Annotated in this window: 20 protein-coding genes; all 20 read right to left on the reverse strand. The window is 36.3% G+C overall.

The genetic code is table 11. The features are described 5' to 3' along the window. Positions 1–120 precede the first annotated feature (120 nt). On the reverse strand, positions 121–477 hold the full coding sequence (cccA, locus tag MKY00_RS21385; protein WP_000828141.1) for a cytochrome c550: 357 nt from the start codon (positions 475–477) through the stop codon (positions 121–123). A gap of 385 nt (positions 478–862) precedes the next feature. Next, positions 863–1,990, reverse strand: coding sequence for an RNA polymerase sigma factor RpoD (gene rpoD, locus MKY00_RS21390; protein ID WP_000764060.1), 1,128 nt, complete (start codon positions 1,988–1,990; stop codon positions 863–865). A gap of 59 nt (positions 1,991–2,049) precedes the next feature. Continuing rightward, the gene (gene dnaG / locus MKY00_RS21395; protein ID WP_000528214.1) at positions 2,050–3,846 is read right to left on the reverse strand and encodes a DNA primase; all 1,797 of its coding nucleotides are present in this window, start codon (positions 3,844–3,846) and stop codon (positions 2,050–2,052) included. A gap of 851 nt (positions 3,847–4,697) precedes the next feature. Beyond that, on the reverse strand, positions 4,698–5,510 hold the full coding sequence (locus MKY00_RS21400) for a pyruvate, water dikinase regulatory protein (protein ID WP_000368943.1): 813 nt from the start codon (positions 5,508–5,510) through the stop codon (positions 4,698–4,700). Between the two features lie 29 nt (positions 5,511–5,539). Continuing rightward, positions 5,540–6,172, reverse strand: coding sequence for a helix-turn-helix transcriptional regulator (locus MKY00_RS21405; protein ID WP_000583759.1), 633 nt, complete (start codon positions 6,170–6,172; stop codon positions 5,540–5,542). 107 nt (positions 6,173–6,279) lie between these two features. After that, a complete protein-coding gene (recO, locus tag MKY00_RS21410) occupies positions 6,280–7,026 on the reverse strand; it encodes a DNA repair protein RecO (protein WP_000487010.1) in 747 nt (248 codons plus the stop codon). Positions 7,027–7,059: 33 nt separating this feature from the next. Continuing rightward, positions 7,060–7,203 (reverse strand): YqzL family protein, encoded by a 144-nt coding sequence (locus MKY00_RS21415; RefSeq protein ID WP_000883924.1) that lies wholly within the window; start codon positions 7,201–7,203, stop codon positions 7,060–7,062. 176 nt (positions 7,204–7,379) lie between these two features. Next, on the reverse strand, positions 7,380–8,285 hold the full coding sequence (gene era / locus MKY00_RS21420) for a GTPase Era (protein ID WP_001080241.1): 906 nt from the start codon (positions 8,283–8,285) through the stop codon (positions 7,380–7,382). Further along, positions 8,278–8,676, reverse strand: coding sequence for a cytidine deaminase (locus MKY00_RS21425; RefSeq protein ID WP_001086296.1), 399 nt, complete (start codon positions 8,674–8,676; stop codon positions 8,278–8,280). Before MKY00_RS21425 ends, era begins: the two co-directional genes overlap by 8 nt. Positions 8,677–8,775: 99 nt before the next feature. Further along, positions 8,776–9,129 (reverse strand): diacylglycerol kinase family protein, encoded by a 354-nt coding sequence (locus MKY00_RS21430; protein WP_000715476.1) that lies wholly within the window; start codon positions 9,127–9,129, stop codon positions 8,776–8,778. Then, entirely contained in the window at positions 9,126–9,596 is a 471-nt protein-coding gene (ybeY, locus tag MKY00_RS21435) for an rRNA maturation RNase YbeY (protein WP_000054691.1), read from the reverse strand. The genes MKY00_RS21430 and ybeY overlap by 4 nt, the downstream gene beginning before the upstream one ends. Next, positions 9,593–11,737, reverse strand: a complete 2,145-nt coding sequence (locus tag MKY00_RS21440; protein ID WP_016718495.1) for an HD family phosphohydrolase — start codon at positions 11,735–11,737, stop codon at positions 9,593–9,595. The genes ybeY and MKY00_RS21440 overlap by 4 nt, the downstream gene beginning before the upstream one ends. Before the next feature lie 193 nt (positions 11,738–11,930). Beyond that, entirely contained in the window at positions 11,931–12,890 is a 960-nt protein-coding gene (locus tag MKY00_RS21445) for a PhoH family protein (RefSeq protein ID WP_016718496.1), read from the reverse strand. 3 nt (positions 12,891–12,893) lie between these two features. Continuing rightward, positions 12,894–14,093: a sporulation protein YqfD gene (gene yqfD / locus MKY00_RS21450; protein ID WP_016718497.1), complete on the reverse strand. Its 1,200-nt coding sequence runs from the start codon at positions 14,091–14,093 to the stop codon at positions 12,894–12,896. A gap of 295 nt (positions 14,094–14,388) precedes the next feature. After that, the gene (gene yqfC / locus MKY00_RS21455; RefSeq protein WP_000732266.1) at positions 14,389–14,682 is read right to left on the reverse strand and encodes a sporulation protein YqfC; all 294 of its coding nucleotides are present in this window, start codon (positions 14,680–14,682) and stop codon (positions 14,389–14,391) included. Between the two features lie 108 nt (positions 14,683–14,790). Beyond that, complete coding sequence (locus MKY00_RS21460) at positions 14,791–15,234, reverse strand: GatB/YqeY domain-containing protein (protein WP_000054571.1); 444 nt, start codon at positions 15,232–15,234, stop codon at positions 14,791–14,793. A gap of 15 nt (positions 15,235–15,249) precedes the next feature. After that, positions 15,250–15,423: a 30S ribosomal protein S21 gene (gene rpsU, locus MKY00_RS21465; RefSeq protein WP_000048061.1), complete on the reverse strand. Its 174-nt coding sequence runs from the start codon at positions 15,421–15,423 to the stop codon at positions 15,250–15,252. A gap of 394 nt (positions 15,424–15,817) precedes the next feature. Beyond that, positions 15,818–17,170, reverse strand: coding sequence for a tRNA (N(6)-L-threonylcarbamoyladenosine(37)-C(2))-methylthiotransferase MtaB (gene mtaB / locus MKY00_RS21470; RefSeq protein WP_000108677.1), 1,353 nt, complete (start codon positions 17,168–17,170; stop codon positions 15,818–15,820). A gap of 6 nt (positions 17,171–17,176) precedes the next feature. Then, positions 17,177–17,926, reverse strand: coding sequence for a 16S rRNA (uracil(1498)-N(3))-methyltransferase (locus MKY00_RS21475; RefSeq protein WP_001190157.1), 750 nt, complete (start codon positions 17,924–17,926; stop codon positions 17,177–17,179). Positions 17,927–18,070: 144 nt separating this feature from the next. After that, positions 18,071–19,009 carry a 50S ribosomal protein L11 methyltransferase gene (gene prmA, locus MKY00_RS21480; protein ID WP_000872110.1) on the reverse strand — a complete coding sequence of 313 codons (939 nt, stop codon included), beginning with the start codon at positions 19,007–19,009 and terminating at the stop codon, positions 18,071–18,073. Between the last annotated feature and the right edge of the window lie 5 nt (positions 19,010–19,014).

Raw genomic sequence — 19,014 nt, forward strand, 5'->3', positions numbered from 1 at the left:
GAATTTATAGTAGTTGTTGCAAGCCTATAACAACAATTCACTTCTCTATCATTCATCGTATTTGAGAAAATATAGAAAAACAAGCCCTTTGCATAAGCAAAAGGCTTGTCATACGGAACTTTATTTTTTCTTTGATAACCAATCAGCTACTTTAGCGGCTTGATCAGCTGGAACTATATTGGCAGGCATATTGCCTTTTCCTTTCGAAAGAATTTCTTTAATTTCATCCTTTGAAAGTTTCCCACCAATTTTTTGTAAATTAGGTCCTACCGCCCCTTGTAACTGATCACCGTGGCAGCTCGTACAGCTTTGCTTCACAATATCCTCTGGCTTGGATGCTGTTTGTGCTGGTTTCCCGCCATTTTTTGCATCAGCTAACTCTTTAGATTTATTTAGCCCCTGAAATGAAAATACAAACATAACGATAATACCTAATGCTGCAATAAGAGCGAACGGAATCAGCGGATTACGTTTCATATCTCTTCTCCCCCCTCTATACCCCTAAATAGTTAGATGATTCAGTCATTTCCATTGTACTTGAAAACGCTCTATCAGAAAAGAGTAAACTACTAATCGTTAAAAATATTCCATAAATTCAGTTTATTGTTTTTTATTGTTATATCGCTTATTATTTCGATAATTATTAACGTTTCTCATCATATTTTTCACTTTTCTACATATATTTTTGTATAGAATAAACAAAATTAATCGAAAAATCGAAAAATGAGCATTTGCAAATCAAAAGACAATTCTGTAAAATAAATTACAAGAAATTGTAATCGTTGCTGACAGCTAAAGTTTAACAAAAATTAACAAAATAAAAAAGTTTACTTCACAAAAGTGAAGTAAACTTAAAGGTAGCCTATTCTAAGAAATCCTTAAGGCGCTTACTACGGCTTGGATGTCTCAATTTACGTAGTGCTTTTGCTTCAATTTGACGGATACGTTCTCTCGTTACGCCGAATACTTTCCCAACTTCTTCAAGCGTACGAGTTCGTCCATCATCTAAACCAAAACGAAGACGTAGAACATTTTCTTCACGATCTGTTAGTGTATCTAACACATCTTCTAATTGTTCTTTTAGCAATTCATACGCTGCATGGTCCGCAGGCGATGTTGCTTCTTGGTCTTCAATGAAATCACCTAAATGGGAGTCATCTTCTTCACCAATCGGTGTTTCAAGAGAAACTGGCTCCTGTGCAATTTTTAAGATTTCACGTACTTTTTCTGGAGCAAGATCCATTTCTTCACCAATCTCTTCAGGAGATGGTTCACGTCCTAAATCTTGTAATAATTGACGTTGTACACGAATTAACTTATTAATCGTTTCAACCATATGAACTGGGATACGAATTGTTCTTGCTTGGTCTGCAATCGCACGTGTAATTGCTTGGCGAATCCACCAAGTTGCATACGTACTAAATTTGAAACCTTTACGATAATCGAACTTTTCAACCGCTTTAATTAGACCCATATTCCCTTCTTGAATTAAGTCTAAGAAAAGCATACCACGGCCCACGTAGCGCTTTGCAATACTTACTACAAGACGTAAGTTTGCTTCTGCAAGACGACGTTTCGCTTCTTCATCGCCTTCTTCAATACGCGTTGCAAGTCGAATTTCTTCTTCTGCAGATAGTAAATCTACACGACCAATTTCTTTTAAATACATACGAACAGGATCGTTGATTTTAACCCCTGGTGGTACGCTTAAATCATTGAGGTCGAATTCTTCTTCCGATTTTGCTATTTGGCGATTATTAGGGCCTTCGTCGTTGTCATTGTCGCCAACTAAGTCGATCCCTTGTTCACCTAAATATTCATAGTATTCATCCATTTGATCGGATTCAATTTCAAATCCATTCATGCGTTCTGCAATCTCTTCATATGTAAGAACGCCACGTTTTTTTCCGAGCTCAGTGAGTTGTTCTTTCACTTGCTCAAGGGTCATTTCAGTTTCAATTTGTTTAGAACGAGCTGGTTTGTCAGCCATCTGTTCCCCTCCTTACGCGAGATACAAACATTCATTATACTAAAAATTTATCAAAAAAGCTATTTTCTCGCTTTTTGATTTTGTAAATATGCTACATAATATTTAGCAGCCTCTACAGGATCTGTCTTTTCCATTTGTTTTATCTTGAAGATGATTTCCATCTTTTCAAGTTTTTCTTGATGACGTCTAAGCGTCTCCAAATGGCCTTGTAACACTTCTTCTGTGTATTCTGGATTAATAAATTCATCCGTCGAAATATCAGTAATAATATTTTTCAACTTTTCATCAGAGAGCCAACTTAAAAATGTTCCGACTGAAGGTTCATTTCCCTTTTCATAATATGCGTATAGTTCATATAAAATCCCTTTATGTTCTTCTGTATGAAAATCTTCTATGTGGGATTCCATACGAACGGCCACTTCTGGACTTTGCAACATATGGTAAATAATTTCTCTTTCAGCCCTTTCAAAACCTGTTAACTTCGGTTTTGCTTGAACAATTTGAGACGGTTTAGAAACCTGCTTTACTTGTTTTTGTTGTACCTTTTGTTCTTTGCGATATTGGTGCAATTGATTCAAAAGTGTTTCCATTGAATACGAAAATTCTTGCGATAATGACTTCAAATATGATTCTGCCTGCATCGCATCCTGTAACAACGATAACTCTTTTAAAACACTTTTCACATACTCTTCTTTGCCCGACTCATCTTGCAAATTTTTCCCTAAACGCAAATGATTTATTTTAAAACCAACAAAACTTATACTTGATTTCACAAGATTTTCAAAAGCAGTTGTCCCATATTGTTGCACATATTCATCAGGATCAAGCTTATCTGGCAAGGATGTAACTTTCACTTGGCAACCAACTTGCAACAATAATTGCCCTGCTTTCATCGTCGCTTCTCGCCCTGCTTTATCACCATCATAGCAAAGAACAACAGTTTCAACGTTACGTCGCAGAAGTTTTGCTTGTTCTTCAGTTAAAGCTGTTCCCATTGTCGCAACAGCTTCTTCCACACCACTTTTTACCGCAGCTAGTACGTCGGCATACCCTTCAAAAAGGACCACTTGCCCACGTTTTCTAATAAACGGCCTTGCTTGATGGAAGTTATACAACAATTTACTTTTGTGAAAAATTGGTGTTTCTGGGCTATTTAAATATTTCGGAGTGTCATCTCCTAACGCCCTTCCACTAAACGCTATCACTTTACCTTGTAACGTATAGATTGGAAACATAACTCTTCCACGGAAGCGATCATAATGACTACCATCCTTCTCGCTTCTTATGAGAAGACCAGCTTGTTCCATACTAGACAACGATAAACCTCTTTTTTGTAAAATTTTCGTTGCTGCATCCCAAGCAGGTGACGCATAACCAATTTCAAACTTCTCAATCATCTCTTTTGTAATACCACGTTTTAACAAATACGAAAGTGCTTCATTTCCTTCTTCTGTATTTACTAATAAATGATGATAATACTTTTTTAAAAGTTCATGAGCCTGTTGCATGATGACAGTGTCATCAGATATGTCTTCTTGTTGTCCTTGCCCTGATGTATACTCTGCAACCGCAATTCCATTTCTTTCACCTAACTTTTGAACAGCTTCGGTAAAAGCCAGTCCTTCCATTTTCATTAGAAAGGAAAATACATTTCCACCTTCTCCACATCCGAAGCAATGAAAAATTTGCTTGTCAGATGAAACAGAGAATGAAGGAGAATTCTCACCATGAAACGGACAAAGGCCGAAATAGTTACGTCCCTGTTTTCTAAGTTGAACGTATTCACCAATCACTTCGACAATATCGGATGATGTCCGAATTTGTTCAACAACTTCTTCAGGAATTCTGTTCCCCATAACTCCATCTCCGTGTCGTATTTTGTATTCGATATAAATTAAAAAATTCCTTTATAATTCGACAATATTTTTTCTAAACTTATTAAAAAATGTTGTCGATCACGTTATCAAGCGATTTTGCAGACCCTTTTCTGCGTAACTTCGCAGATACGTACCTACTATATAAAATTGTATCCATTTGCTCATCTATTACAAATGTACCTCATGGAGACAATACATATGCACTTTTTCACAAGAAGACTAGCAAGCACCATATCCTATGTGATCACGAGATCTGTTTTTTGCATGTTGATACATATAAAGAAATCAACTTTTGCTTATTCAGTATCTACATAGATCCAAATTCCCTCGCTACTTCCTTAAACGATGAGCATACGATGTGACAAACAAAATTTTGACATGAAATTTCGTTCCAACTCGCACAATTGTCAGCCTTCACAGTATATGCATCTGCATCAACTCATACCATATTGATGTTTTGCATATTTCTGTATTCTACATCCCTTCTGCGAATCCTTCCATAATGTGCGTTTTCTTGTATAGATTTTGTCGATTTAACGTAATTACATGTCATTTCTTAAATCCTATCCCTAGTTTATTCTGAAAAATTAAAGTCTAAACGTAAAATATAGGTTTTTATCACAATTTTTTATTATAATATATTTTCTTCAACTACGCTACATATCCCTTTATTTTTTCATCTTCTATTTCAGGATAGCGAAACCCTACTTTTAACATAATAAAAAGACAGAAGAATATAAGTATAACCACTTCACTATCATCTATTACGAAATCAGTAGGCACTGTGTTTCTCACGAGCGAAAAAAGCACATTCACCTTTGGTAAATGTGCTAAAACATTTTTTGGTTTTGCACTGCATTCACAATAATGTTAGCTGTCTCTTCAATCGCTTTGTTCGATACATCAATTACTTGACAATTTATTTTACTAACTACATTCTCAAAGTGATCAATCTCTTCTTTAATACGATTAATATTGGCATATGTTGCTCCGTCACTTAGTCCAAGTGATTTCAATCGCTCTTTTCGAATATGATTTAACTTCTCTGGCGTAATTTTCAAACCGAAGCATTTTTCTTTAGCCACTTGATATAATTCTTCAGGCGGATCTACTTCTGGTACTAGTGGTACGTTGGCAACTTTCAAACGTTTGTTGTGAGCTAAATATTGAGAAAGTGGTGTTTTTGATGTGCGCGAAATCCCTATTAACACGATATCTGCTTTTAAAATACCACGTGCATCTCTACCATCATCATACTTCACAGCAAACTCAATCGCTTCAATCTTTTTAAAGTATTCTTCATCTAACCTACGAACAACACCAGGCTCATATCTAGGCACTTGCCCGGTAATTTCTTCAATTTGATCGATTAGAGGGCCAATAATATCATATGCCTCTACACCTTCTTTTGCAGCCTCTGTCACTAAATATTGGCGCATGTCAGGCTTTACTAACGTAAAACAAATAAGTGCTTGATTGCTCTTAGCAATCGAAATCACTTCTTTTAATGTCCCTGTATCTTCTACATACGGCACACGTCTAATATCAGGAGCAAATGGGAATTGCCCCATTGCTGCTCGAACAACCAAATCAGCCGTTTCTCCTACAGAGTCAGATACGACATATACGATTTTATTATCCATTACATTACCTCACTTTAAACAAATTACACTTATTCGTTATTTACTAAGTTTACAAACGCACGTGTAATATTTGTTTTTGTAATTCGTCCAACCACTTCTAAACCTTGTTTCGTATCTTTTACAACTGGCATCGCATCAATCTGTCTTTCTATTAATTCCATCGCAATATCATATAAAGAATCTTCTCTACGACACATCGCAATGTTTGGCATCCTTGTCATGATAATATTAACCGGAAGTGAGGTTAAATCCTGCTTCCCTAAGCTAGCTCGTAATAAATCTTTACGAGATACAACGCCTACTAATAGAGTCGATTGATCTACAACGAATAATGTACCTACATCCTCTAAAAACATAGTACAAATCGCATCGTATACCGATACATTTTTATCAATTACAACCGGTCTAGATTGATAATCTTGTACTTTAATTTTCTTAACAGCTTCAGATAATAACTGCCCCCCAGTTTTACCCGTATAAAAATAACCTACGCGTGGACGTGCTTCTAAATAACCAGCCATCGTTAAAATTGCTAAGTCTGGTCTTAGCGTTGCACGTGTTAATCCCAATTGCGCAGCAATTGACTCCCCTGTAATAGGACCGTGATCTTTTACAATCTGAATGATATGTTCTTGCCGTTTATTCAGCTCTATGATAATCACCACCTTTAATGCACAACGAAAAAAGTTATACTATCTCTTAAATATTATATACTAAATATGCTATTCGAAAAAGAAAGGATGTAAAAAGGACCGTATACGGCCCCAAATTATATTTGAAACTTATCAAGTTGTTCTAAGAAACGTCTTGATTTCAAATAAATCCCGCAATATTCATCATAATATGTATTCAATACTAAACGCATTTGTTTTTTTGTACTATCCTTCACTGATACATTGCCAAGTCTATGTAAATCGAAGTGGTAGAAAAGACGCAATAATTTATGAACGGCTTCCCCCACTGGTATACGATACTGATCTTGCTCAGCATGACGTGAGCACAGAAAACCGCCCTCCCTAACAGAGAAGGCGACAAAATCTGTTTCTTGATGACAAATCGCACATGTATCAAAGTACGGGCGCATCCCTAATACCGGAAGCATTTTCGTTTGATAAATTAATGATAATACTTCTGGATCAACACCCTCACACATATAATGCAACGTTTGATATAACATTTCAAATAAATATGGATTATGTTTTTTATCTTCTGTTGCTTTATCAGTTAACTCAACAATAAATGATGCATAAGCAGTTAAAAATATATCCTCGCGAATTTCTTTCATAGTTGAAATAATCTCGCCTTGTTGCAAAGTTCCAAGTCCAGATCCCATTTGAATAAGAAAATGACCATGTGTCATAAGTTGCGAAACAGATGCTAACCGGCTTTTCGGTTTTTTCGCTCCTCTTGCCATTGCACTTACCTTACCCAATTCTCTTGAGAATATTGTAACAATCTTGTTCGTTTCTCCGTAATCTGTCGTACGGATAACGATGCCCTCAACTTTTTGAAACATGTTCGTCACCATCCAAGGTTTGAACAAAACGGGTCAAGAAATTGGAGAGTCTAGATGCGCTAGCTCCTCTTCATGTTGATCCATCTCATCGTTTACGTCTTTTTCCATTTCTTTCAAAAGCAAATACGTCTCAATGCTTCCTGTTTTGGAGAAAAACTTCCAGGTAAAATCTAGCATAAGAATCCACCTTTCTCAATAAGCGTAGCCTATAAACCAATTTCCTTTGTTGTTATTAAATTGACCCATTTTGTCCATTTTCATGTGAGAAAAATTTTTCCTAATTTATCAAAACTCATAAAAACCAATAATCAGCGGATGAACAAAACATCCGCTGATTACAGCTTTACTCTATTTTAATACTCGTCTTCGCGGAAACCAAGGTCACGAAGCTGAGACATTTTATTTCGCCAATCTTTTTGCACTTTTACCCATACTTCTAAAAATACTTTAGAACCAAGTAATGCTTCAATATCAAAACGAGCTCGCTTACCGACTTCTTTTAACATCTTCCCTTGTTTTCCGATAATAATCCCTTTTTGCGACGGACGTTCAACAACAATCGTTGCATTGATATAAACTGCCCCGCCTTCGCGTTTTTGAATTGCATCGATAACAACAGCCACAGAATGCGGCACTTCTTCACGTGTTAAATGTAGTACTTTTTCACGAATAAGCTCTGCAATAATAAATCTCTCCGGATGATCCGTTACTTGATTATCCGGGTAGTATTGTGGTCCTTCCGGTAAATACTTTTTAATTGTTCCAATTAGAGCTTCCACATTATTACCGTCTAATGCAGAAATTGGTACGATTTCTGCAAAGTCATGTAATTTGCGATATTGATCAATTAGCTCTAATAATTGTTCTGGGTGAACTTGGTCAATTTTATTAATAACTAAAAATACTGGTTGTTTCGTTTCTTTTAACTTCTCGATGATGAATTCTTCACCACGACCAAAGCCTTCGACAGCATTCACCATAAACAGAACGATATCAACTTCTTTTAATGTCGTTTGCGCCATCTTCACCATGAAGTCGCCTAGTTTATGTTTAGGTTTATGTATTCCTGGTGTATCAATGAAAATTACTTGTGAATCATTTTCTGTATATACGCCTTGAATTTTATTACGAGTTGTTTGTGGCTTGTCACTCATAATAGCAATTTTTTGACCAATAATACGATTTAAAAATGTAGATTTCCCAACATTCGGTCTGCCAATAATAGAGACAAAACCTGATTTATAACCTTTTCTATTCATGTAAATCCTCCGCTAAAAATGCTCCTGGTAACAATTCTCCGACTGTTGTCTCTTGAACGTCACCATGTAAATTTGATAGGTATACTTTCGTATCCTGTTTACATAATTCTACCATAACTTGTCGACATGCTCCACAAGGAGGTACTGGACGCTTCGTATCCGCCACAATTGCGATAGCTACAAACTCTTTATCTCCTTCAGAAACCGCCTTAAATAAAGCTGTTCTTTCTGCACAGTTACATAAACCATATGATGCATTCTCAACATTACATCCACGATATACTTTTCCATCGCGCGTTAATAATGCTGCACCTACTTGAAATTTAGAATATGGTACGTACGCTTGTTTACGCGCTTCGATTGCTTCTTGAATTAATTGTTTACTATTCATATTCCCGCATCCTTCCTGTTCCCAGCTGTGAATAGATACACTCTCTTATTAAAGGCCTTTACGGCACCTTCAAAGCTTAATAAAAGCTTTGGAATGCAACTATACCACATACGGTAAAAAGATAATAGCACCAATTATAACGGCTATTATCGCAAACAATAAAACCGCTCCTGCTGCGACATCCTTTGCGACTTTCGCAAACGGATGTATATCAGCAGTCGCTAAATCTACTGTTTTTTCCACAGCCGTATTTACCATCTCTAAGCTCATTACAATTCCTATTACAATAAGTAATATCATCCACTCTACTTTCGTAATATGGAAATAAAAGCCGCAGCATATAACAATGACTGCGGCTACATAATGAATTTTCATATTTCGTTCATGACGAAGACAAAAGAATACACCTGCTATAGCATATCCAAAACTATCTATAAGTTTTCCTTTTTTCATCGTCCTAATCCAAATGCTTCTAAAATTTCTTTTTGTCTTCCAAACATTTCTTTTTCATCCTCTTCTGTCATGTGGTCATAACCAAGCAAATGTAAAAAGCCATGTAACGCTAAAAAGCCAAGTTCACGATCAAAAGAATGTCCATACTCTTCAGCTTGTTCTTTCGCTCTCGGAATAGAAATAATAAGGTCACCTAACATACGCGGCATTTCTGCGCCCACAATTTCCATTTCCCCTTCTCCCATTTCTTCCATGGCAAAGGAAATGACATCAGTAGGCTGATCTTTATCTCGGTAATCACGATTAATCTCGCGAATGCGTTCGTTATCTACAAATGTCACTGATAACTCCGCACCATCCTCTATTTTTTCCATTTGAGCTGCTTTTCCTAATATCTCACGAATTAAATTCACATATTCTTCTTTCACTTCTTCTGTTTCATCAATGAAATCAATTAATAAACTCATTCTTTCTCCTTTTCTTCCGGTGGTTCCGGATATGTAATACGCGAATGGAAAATACCATTTAACGTTTCACATAACGTTTTTCCAACGATTTGTAGTTCCTTAAATGTCAAATCACATTCACTAAATTGCCCATCTTGCAGGCGATCTTTAATAATACTTTGTACTAAATTATTAATTTGCTCTGGCGTTGGGTGATTCATAGAACGTACCGCCGCCTCAACACTATCCGCAATACCAACGATTGCCGATTCTTTAGAAGTTGCTTTTGATCCCGGATATCGGAACATCTCTTCTGTATATTTTTCTTTATCTTCTTTAATCGCCTTATAATAAAAATATTTAAGAAGCGTTGTACCATGGTGTTGCCCAGCAATATCAATAATTTCTTGCGGAATATGGTATTCTTCGAGCATCTTTACTCCATCGGTTACATGAGCAATGATAATATCTTTACTCGTCACAGGATCTAATTTATCATGTGGATTCTCAATTCCCATCTGGTTTTCAATAAAGAATTGCGGTTGTACTGTTTTTCCTACATCATGATAATACGCCCCTACACGCGCTAATACACCATTTGCTCCAACTGCTTCACAAGCTGCCTCAGAGAGATTCGCTACCATTACACTGTGATGATATGTTCCTGGCGCTTCTAATAAAATTCTACGCAAAAGCGGATGATTCGGACTTGATAATTCCATAAGCTTCATACTCGATACAATTCCAAGTCCACTTTCTAAATATGGTAATATCCCCATAGCCAAAACGGATGAGATAATTCCTGAAAGGGAAGCCATTAATAATTGCGTACCAATTTCAAGAGGTGAAAAATTCCCATTACGTAATAATAATAACGCCGCCAAGACGACTACATTTAAGATAGATACGAGTATACCAGCTTGTAAAATCATCGTACGACGATTTTTTTCTCTTAAGAAAATACTCACTGATAATGAACTTAATAACACATAAATACCCACACTATAATTTAGTGTACTTGTTACTCCTTCATTAAACATAATACTTCCGCACACAGAAAAAATCATACTTGTTAAAAATACAAATCGATCGCCAATCATTAGTTTTACAAGTATCGTTCCCATCGCAACTGGGACAACATACGCAATTCCTGCATATTCAAGCTTTTGAAACAAACTAATAATTTTCATTAAAACAATCGTGATAGACAAAATTGTAATATACGCTAAAATGTACGGTTTGTCTTCTCTTTTCCGCTGTAAAAATACTTCAAACTGCTTATGCATAAAGTATAGTAACACACCAATGAGCACAGCTAATCCAACATAAGGCTGAAAACTATTACCCTTCTCTAATAAACCGACTAATTTCAACTGATTATACATATCACTTGAAATTGTTTCACCTTCTCTAACAATAACTTGTCCTTGAAGAATATAAACAGGTGGAACTAAATCTTCTTCTGCTTTCTTCTTCTCTTTCGTTACAGCAGGATCATAGAAATAATTTGCTGTAATCGCATATGATCCTAGTGCATTCACAGCTTCTTTCAATCCGCTATTCACATTCAGGCTTTTCATTTCATTAACAAATCGCTCTTTCGCTGCCATTTCTTCGGACATTTTAATATTTCCACCCATGATAACGCTAACAGACGTTAAAGCCGCATTCTTTGCTAATTCTAATTGATCCGGTTCTGCATTAATAAAGTATAATAAATTCTCATCCGATAATTCCTTCGTTAAATTAGATGGCAACTTCTTCTTCAACTTTTCTAATTTATTCGCATCGGTCATCTTTTTTTGCTCTTCAGGTCCAGCAGCTTTCATCTCCTGAATTACTTCATTCACCTTAGCAAAAACATCATTTACAATATCTACTCTATTTTGTTTATATTCACTTCTATATGTATATTGATCCCCGACTTTTTGAGCGGCCTCTTGTTTTTTTCTTTCCGTTATAACCTTATCTTCAATTTTAATAGGAGAATGAATTGTTTTTTTCGCAATAGAATACATATCAACATCTAATTGCTCTGGTTTCACATTATTCATAAGTGCAAAAAATAGCACTGCCCCTAATAAAACGTAAGAAATCCAACTTAGTTTTTTCGAATGTTGTAAATTACGAAACCACTTAGAAATTTCTTGAGATCTTAACATGATTTCAATACCTTCTCCTCTCTAGAAATAAAGTGAAACTATTTATAGCTTTCATTTCTTCTAGCCAACGATACTTTTAGGTAACAATTTTATACACCAGTACCTATAGTTTATTTCTCTTATCTTTTATGATAGTAAAAAATATGCCGTTCGCCAACCTTAATACAAAAAGAAATGATCCTGACAAATAGGATCATTCCATTTTATCATATGCCTCAATAATACGTTGTACCAGTGGATGCCTTACAACGTCCGTTTGTTCTAACGTAATGAATGAAAGACCTGATACACCAGATAAAATGTTAGCAGCTAGCGTAAGCCCTGATTTTACCCCTTTTGGTAAGTCTACTTGTGAGGGATCCCCCGTAATAACCATTTTAGAACTAAAACCTAATCTTGTTAAAAACATTTTTATTTGTGCACCCGTTGTATTTTGCGCTTCATCTAAAATAACAAATGAATCATCGAGCGTACGTCCTCTCATATAAGCAAGAGGCGCGATTTCAATTACACCTCTCTCCATCATACGCTGCGTATATTCTTGTCCAAGAATATCGTGCAGAGCATCATACAATGGACGTAAGTACGGATCTACCTTCTCTTTCAAATCACCTGGTAAAAATCCTAAACTTTCTCCAGCTTCTACAGCCGGTCTTGTTAAAATGATTTTCTTTACATACCCTTGCTTTAAAGCTCTTACAGCCATTACTACAGCTAAGTATGTTTTCCCAGTCCCGGCAGGTCCTATTCCAAATACAATATCATTTTTCTTCATTGCATGAATATATCTTCTTTGTCCCATCGTTTTTACACGAATGGATTTACCTTTTGCCGTTTTAAAGATTTCTTCTTCATATAACTCTTCAAATTGAGCAATTTTCCCTTGTTGTGCGAGCTGAATTGCATACGCAACATCTCTTTCTGTAATTGACACACCTTTTCGAATAACAACAAGTAGTTGTTGTAAGATTTTTTCTACGAGTGTCACAGTTTCAACTGCTCCAGATGCACGAACAGTTTCACCTCTAGTTACGATTGATACATTCAGTTCCCGTTCAATTACTTTCAAATGAGCATCATTGACTCCAAAAAGAGCGATTGCTTCGTTAGTATTTTCCAATTGTTGGTTCATTTCTACTAATTGTTCTGCCATTACTCAGTCTCCTTGAATATCGGATTCGGATATTGGTTGTGGCTCTGCAATATTTTCAATCACAGTATAATGCAAAGTGACTTTTAGTTGATCCGCCTCAACCTCTTTACTCAAAATCTTATCACTTACAATCATAGCATGTTCATCCAATTTTTTCTTTAGTTCTTTTTCAGCCATTTCTTTCGCTACTTTCATTGCCTGTTTTTCTGTATATTCTCGGTTCGCCTCTTCCTCTTCTCGCACTACATCTTTTTCATATGCAATCGGCAGTGTAAAACCAAATAATTTCACATCATGTTTTACATTTTCCGTACGAGAACGTTTATACTTATCATGCTGAAATCCCCATATTTTTATTTTTGTACTCCCAAATGTAAGGTAATGCTCATTATACGTATTACCAGTATATACTTGAAATTGCGTCTTGAGTGGTACATTCACCTCAGATGTGTACCACGTTTCTCCATATACAATACCTTTCGCCGAAACAATCGTTGGACTCTCCTCATTACCGTATATCCCTGATACGAGAAGCTGACCTTTTTCTACATGATCATTTTTTAAAACGACTGGTTTTCCAACTTCAACAAATGTTTTTGTAACAATCGCTTCTTTTTTTGCCACTAAATTTTGCGGCCTTTGTTCTTTTTCTTTTTTCGGCTCATTTTTTTCAACAATTTTAAAATGGTACGTCGTTCCCCTTACTTCTAGTCCTGCCCAAGTAATCGCATTAATATTGTCCGTCAAATGACGTTGTACATCTTCTACACTAGGCATTTGGAATTGTAATTTTCCTTTTTTAATACCCATTTTGTCCAATTCTTTCATCAATATATATTCTGTTTCAGGTTTCGCTCCTGTAATTTCAATTTTCCAAACCATATTCGATAATGCAATCATGCCAAAGAAGAAAATTAAAAAACCAATTAAGAATCCACTATTTTTAATTAGACGTTTATTCCAAAAAGGAAAACCGTAACGCCCAATAAAATATAGTTTACACTCATTTTTTCTATAAATCGGCTTTATTTTTTTCACATCTCGTAATAGCATACAGAAGACTAACGTTTCATCGGCAATTTTCTTAACGTCCCAAACTAATAATTTCCTACGCACACATTCATTAACGAACCGTTCCGCTCCTCTACCTTCAATTCGTACCTTTACATATCCAAGCCACTTTATAAACCATTTATTTTTCATCTACTACCTTCACTACCTTTCCAAAAGTAGACACACTACTTTTCACTTTAATTAGCAAAATAGCTCGTACGAAAATGAAATAAAGAGTTTTATTTTCCATAAATAGCGGGATAAAGTGAGACTTTAATCAGCCCTCACCAATCGGACTTTAATGGACAGCCCGACCCCCACCTAACTTCTTTGCTTTCGCTGAATTTTGAGGCGTAGGCTTACTGCCCATGAAAGCGGGATAAACTAAATAGTAGGGGCAAATCATTAGAATAAAGAAGAAAAACTTCACATACGGAAGTTTCCCTTACTTCTCTTTCTGTTCGTCTTCTAAAAACGTCACTTGCTCAATTATCCCTTCAAGCAAAAGTTCTTCCGGAAGGATTGTTTTAATAACAAAGGACTGCCCCTTAATTAATAACTGACCATGCTTTAACAACAATCTTACTTCTTTATCTGAAAATACTAATAAACCTCGATGATTTTCTATATAGATATGCACTTGCCCAACAAGCGTGATCCGAGGTAGATCCATTAGCACATCCACTGGTAGGTCTATTTGCTTCGTTAACCAATTCTTCATTTGTTCTAATTTTTTCATCCCAAAAGACCCCCTCTCATCCCATATGTATGAAAAAAGAGCTTGTAATATCACGTCCAAACTGAAAAAAAGCATAAAAAAACGTCTCATAAGAAATGAGACGTTTTTTTATGCTAATAGCTGGATAACCAGCTTATTCACAAGCGATCCATCTGTTTTACCTTTTACTTTCGGCATAACAGCAGTCATCACCTTGCCCATATCCGCTTTAGAAGTCGCACCAACTTCAGAAATAACTTGCTTGATTATATCAACTAGCTCTTCTTCCGTTAATTGCTCCGGCAAATATGCGCTTAAAATCTGAATTTCACTTTGCAGTTTATTAACAAGGTCTTCACGACCAGCTTTTTTAAATTCAAGGAGGGAGTCCTTATGCTGTTTTACTTCACGAGCTAAAACTGTTAGTTCCTCTTCTTCAGTAAGAGTATGCTGTAGTTTAATACCTTCATTTTGTAAAGCAGCCTTAACCATACGAATGACGGTTAATTTTTCTTTTTGTTTATTCTTCATCGCTTGTTTCATATCATCGTTTAAACGACCGAGAAGACTCATAACTTACACCCTCTCTTAGAATTTACGCTTTCTTGCCGCTTCAGATTTCTTCTTACGTTTTACACTTGGTTTTTCATAAAACTCGCGCTTTCTTGCTTCAGCAAGTGTACCAGTTTTAGAAACCGATCTTTTAAAACGGCGAAGTGCATCCTCCAAAGACTCGTTTTTACGAACGACTGTTTTTGACATTCTCTTTCCCTCCCTCCGAAACATCACACTTACATACTAACTCCAGCATGCAAAAAGAAACACTTCTTCAGCATGTCTTTTACGATTATAATACATTTTATCACTTCAGGTCAACTATTTGGCAGAATAAAAGAAGAATAGATGCTCTTCCTTTTTCAAAAACTATGCAGATAGCTGTTATCCTTTCCCCTGAAGGCAACTATATTTTTATCATTACACCTTTTTTCATGCAGGAACGTACGAAACAACTACTCATTTCATACATTTTCAGTACTTAACTTCTCCACTAAAAAAGAAAGCATGCAAATCGTTTCCGTTTGCATGCTTTTTTATCCCGATTGGTCCGGGCTAATAATGAGCGGGGAATGAATCCCACGCTCATTAAAGTTTCACTTTATGCGCTTGCTGATTCCTTTTTCACATCATCTTCAAGGACACGAACAAATTGCGCTTCGTTATATGGATAACCAGCTTTTGTGATTTTTACTTTCACTAGTTTACCGATTAATTCTTCTGATCCTTCAAATACAATTTTCAAGTAGTTATCTGTATAACCTACATATAGGCCTTCACGGTCGCCCTCTTTAAATTGTTCTTCTGGAATAATTTCAAGTACTTCTCCTTCAAACTGTGATGCATACTCTTTCGCTAATTGATTAGATAGTTCAATTAAACGGTGAACACGATCATTCTTCACATCTTCAGGAACTTGATCTTCCATACGCGCTGCAGGTGTTCCTGTACGTTTTGAATACGGGAATACGTGCAACTCAGAGAAGCGATTCTCTTTAATGAAATTGTATGTTTCCATGAATTCTTCTTCTGTTTCACCTGGGAAACCAACGATTACGTCTGATGTAATCGCAAGACCTGGTAACGCTTCTTTCAAACGATCTAAGCGCTCTTGGAAAAATTCCATCGTATACTTACGACGCATACGCTTTAATACAGTATTAGATCCAGATTGCAACGGAATGTGTAAGTGACGTACAACTACTTCAGACTTATCTAACACTTCAATTACTTCATCTGAAATCTGACTCGCTTCAATAGAAGAAATACGAAGACGTTTTAATCCGTCTACTTCCGCTTCCATATCACGAAGTAATCCAGCTAAGTTATAATCTTTAATATCTTCACCGTATCCACCTGTATGAATACCTGTTAATACGATTTCCTTATAGCCTGCATCTACTAATTGCTGCGCTTGTTTAATAACTTCTTTCCCATCGCGAGAGCGCATTAAACCACGCGCCCAAGGAATAATACAGAATGTACAGAAGTTATTACAACCTTCTTGTATTTTTAAAGATGCACGTGTACGGTCCGTGAAGTAAGGTACATCAAGTTCTTCATATACACGTGTTTTCATAATGTTACGCACAGCATTAATTGGCTGACGCTCTTTACGGAATTCTTCGATGTATCCTAACATCTTTTCACGATCTTGTGTACCAACTACAATATCTACACCTGGAATCGCCATAATTTCCGCTGGAGATGTTTGTGCATAACATCCTGTTACACAAATAACCGCATCTGGGTTTTGACGAACAGCACGTCTAATAACTTGACGACTTTTCTTATCCCCCGTATTCGTTACTGTACATGTATTAATAACATATACATCAGCTTTTTTTTCATATTCAGTTCTTTCATATCCACCTTGTTTAAACAATTGCCAAATGGCTTCTGTTTCATAGTGGTTTACTTTACAACCTAACGTATGGAACGCAACAGTTGACATTGATCATCACCCCATCAATTCAAAATGATACGAAGCAGCACTTAACGCATATAACGGCGCCGTTTCTGTTCTTAAAATTCTTGGTCCTAAACTACATGGTACAAATTTATGTTCACGAAGCGCTGTAATCTCTTCCTCAGCCAAACCGCCTTCTGGGCCAAATACAATCAATAACTTTTGACCTGGTTTCATCATCGTTAAAGCTTTCGCAAAATTAGATTTCTCTCCTTGTTTCGCTTCCTCTTCGTAAGCAACAAGGCAAACATCATACTCACCACTCATTGACAGCAATTGTTTAAACGATGCTGGGGCGTGTACTTCTGGAATTTCACTTCTATGTGATTGTTCCGCAGCTTCTTTCACAATTTTTCTTAAACGCTCAACTTTTTTATCAGCTTTTTTTGCATCCCATTTTACGATAGAGCGAGATGCTTGAAATGGTAAGAATGCAGCTGCCCCAAGCTCAGTTCCTTTTTGAAAAATTAACTCTAGCTTGTCTCCTTTCGGCAGTCCACTTGCAATCGTCACGAAAACAGGAAGTTCACTTGACGCCTCTACCCATTCTACAATAGCCGTATTAATAAATTCACTGGTAATTTCATCAATTGAACATACGGCTGTTTTTCCGTTTACACAGCAATAAATGTGATCTCCAGCTGACATACGCATTACTCTTGCGATATGATGGACGTCATCACCTACAATGCGAATACTTGTCTCATTTACATATTTCTCTTCTACAAAATAACGTTGCATATAATCACCTTAGTAGAGTTTCGTTCCTTTCGTAAGCCAATACTTACGAAAAGAACGAAACGTTATCATTTTTCATATAACAAACGGCAAGTCCCTCACCTTATAGTGAGAGACTCCCCTTTTCATTATAGACTAAAATCTATATTACGCATTTCGTGCAATAATTGCTACCCAATCTTCCATTCGTAACACTTCTTCAATTGTAAATCCAGCTTTTTCTAACGCTTCAGAAATTACTTTTTCCTTCGCAGCAATAATGCCCGATGTAATAAATAATCCGCCTGACTTCACAACTCTCGCTGCATCTTCAGGGAATAATAGAATAATTTCTGCTAATAAGTTAGCTACGATTAAATCAACAGGACCTTCAATACCTTCTAAAAGACTATTTTGTCCAACAGATACAATATCATCTGTTTTATTTAAACGTACATTCATTTCTGCACTTTCAACCGCAACCGGATCTAAATCATATGCTTGAACAGAAGACGCACCTAATTTCGCTGCTGCAATACTCAGTACACCAGAACCTGTTCCTACATCAATGATCGTATCACCTTGCTGTACTGTTTTTTCTAAAGCACGGATACACATCGTTGTTGTCGGATGAGTTCCCGTTCCAAATGCCATACCTGGATCTAATTCAATAATTTTTTCTTCCGGAGAAGATGGTGTATATTCTTCCCAAGTCGGCACAATTGTGAATGTATCAGAAATTTGTACTGGATGGTAATATTTTTTCCAAGCAGTAGCCCAATCTTCTTCATTGACTTCGTTAACGGTAATATTTCCAGTACCAATTTCGATGTCGTAAGATGGAAGCACATCAATAGATGATTTTACACCTGCAATTGTTTCATGTAAAGAATCCGTTTGCGGGAAATATGCTTTTATTAATACACCTTCCGCCGGATACTCATCTGGGTTCAATGCATAAATTTCACCATATTGTTGCTCGCGCTCTTTCGTCAACTCTGCTGGATCCTCAATCGCAACTCCACTAGCACCAGCTTCATGTAAAATATGAGAGACAGCTTCTACTGCTTCTTCTGTTGTATGAATACTAATTTCTGACCATTTCACAATTT

This window comes from Bacillus sp. FSL R9-9834, from assembly GCF_038006905.1.
GTDB classification, from domain to species: Bacteria; Bacillota; Bacilli; order Bacillales; family Bacillaceae_G; genus Bacillus_A; species Bacillus_A pacificus.

Excerpts from the sequence above, each read along its gene's own strand:
- cccA (WP_000828141.1), bottom strand. The coding sequence starts at position 477 with ATGAAACGTAATCCGCTGATTCCGTTCGCTCTTATTGCAGCATTAGGT.
- rpoD (WP_000764060.1), bottom strand. The coding sequence starts at position 1,990 with ATGGCTGACAAACCAGCTCGTTCTAAACAAATTGAAACTGAAATGACC.
- dnaG (WP_000528214.1), bottom strand. The coding sequence starts at position 3,846 with ATGGGGAACAGAATTCCTGAAGAAGTTGTTGAACAAATTCGGACATCA.
- MKY00_RS21400 (WP_000368943.1), bottom strand. The coding sequence starts at position 5,510 with ATGGATAATAAAATCGTATATGTCGTATCTGACTCTGTAGGAGAAACG.
- recO (WP_000487010.1), bottom strand. The coding sequence starts at position 7,026 with ATGTTTCAAAAAGTTGAGGGCATCGTTATCCGTACGACAGATTACGGA.
- MKY00_RS21415 (WP_000883924.1), bottom strand. The coding sequence starts at position 7,203 with ATGCTAGATTTTACCTGGAAGTTTTTCTCCAAAACAGGAAGCATTGAG.
- era (WP_001080241.1), bottom strand. The coding sequence starts at position 8,285 with ATGAATAGAAAAGGTTATAAATCAGGTTTTGTCTCTATTATTGGCAGA.
- MKY00_RS21425 (WP_001086296.1), bottom strand. The coding sequence starts at position 8,676 with ATGAATAGTAAACAATTAATTCAAGAAGCAATCGAAGCGCGTAAACAA.
- MKY00_RS21430 (WP_000715476.1), bottom strand. The coding sequence starts at position 9,129 with ATGAAAAAAGGAAAACTTATAGATAGTTTTGGATATGCTATAGCAGGT.
- ybeY (WP_000054691.1), bottom strand. The coding sequence starts at position 9,596 with ATGAGTTTATTAATTGATTTCATTGATGAAACAGAAGAAGTGAAAGAA.
- MKY00_RS21440 (WP_016718495.1), bottom strand. The coding sequence starts at position 11,737 with ATGTTAAGATCTCAAGAAATTTCTAAGTGGTTTCGTAATTTACAACAT.
- MKY00_RS21445 (WP_016718496.1), bottom strand. The coding sequence starts at position 12,890 with ATGGCAGAACAATTAGTAGAAATGAACCAACAATTGGAAAATACTAAC.
- yqfD (WP_016718497.1), bottom strand. The coding sequence starts at position 14,093 with ATGAAAAATAAATGGTTTATAAAGTGGCTTGGATATGTAAAGGTACGA.
- yqfC (WP_000732266.1), bottom strand. The coding sequence starts at position 14,682 with ATGAAAAAATTAGAACAAATGAAGAATTGGTTAACGAAGCAAATAGAC.
- MKY00_RS21460 (WP_000054571.1), bottom strand. The coding sequence starts at position 15,234 with ATGAGTCTTCTCGGTCGTTTAAACGATGATATGAAACAAGCGATGAAG.
- rpsU (WP_000048061.1), bottom strand. The coding sequence starts at position 15,423 with ATGTCAAAAACAGTCGTTCGTAAAAACGAGTCTTTGGAGGATGCACTT.
- mtaB (WP_000108677.1), bottom strand. The coding sequence starts at position 17,170 with ATGTCAACTGTTGCGTTCCATACGTTAGGTTGTAAAGTAAACCACTAT.
- MKY00_RS21475 (WP_001190157.1), bottom strand. The coding sequence starts at position 17,926 with ATGCAACGTTATTTTGTAGAAGAGAAATATGTAAATGAGACAAGTATT.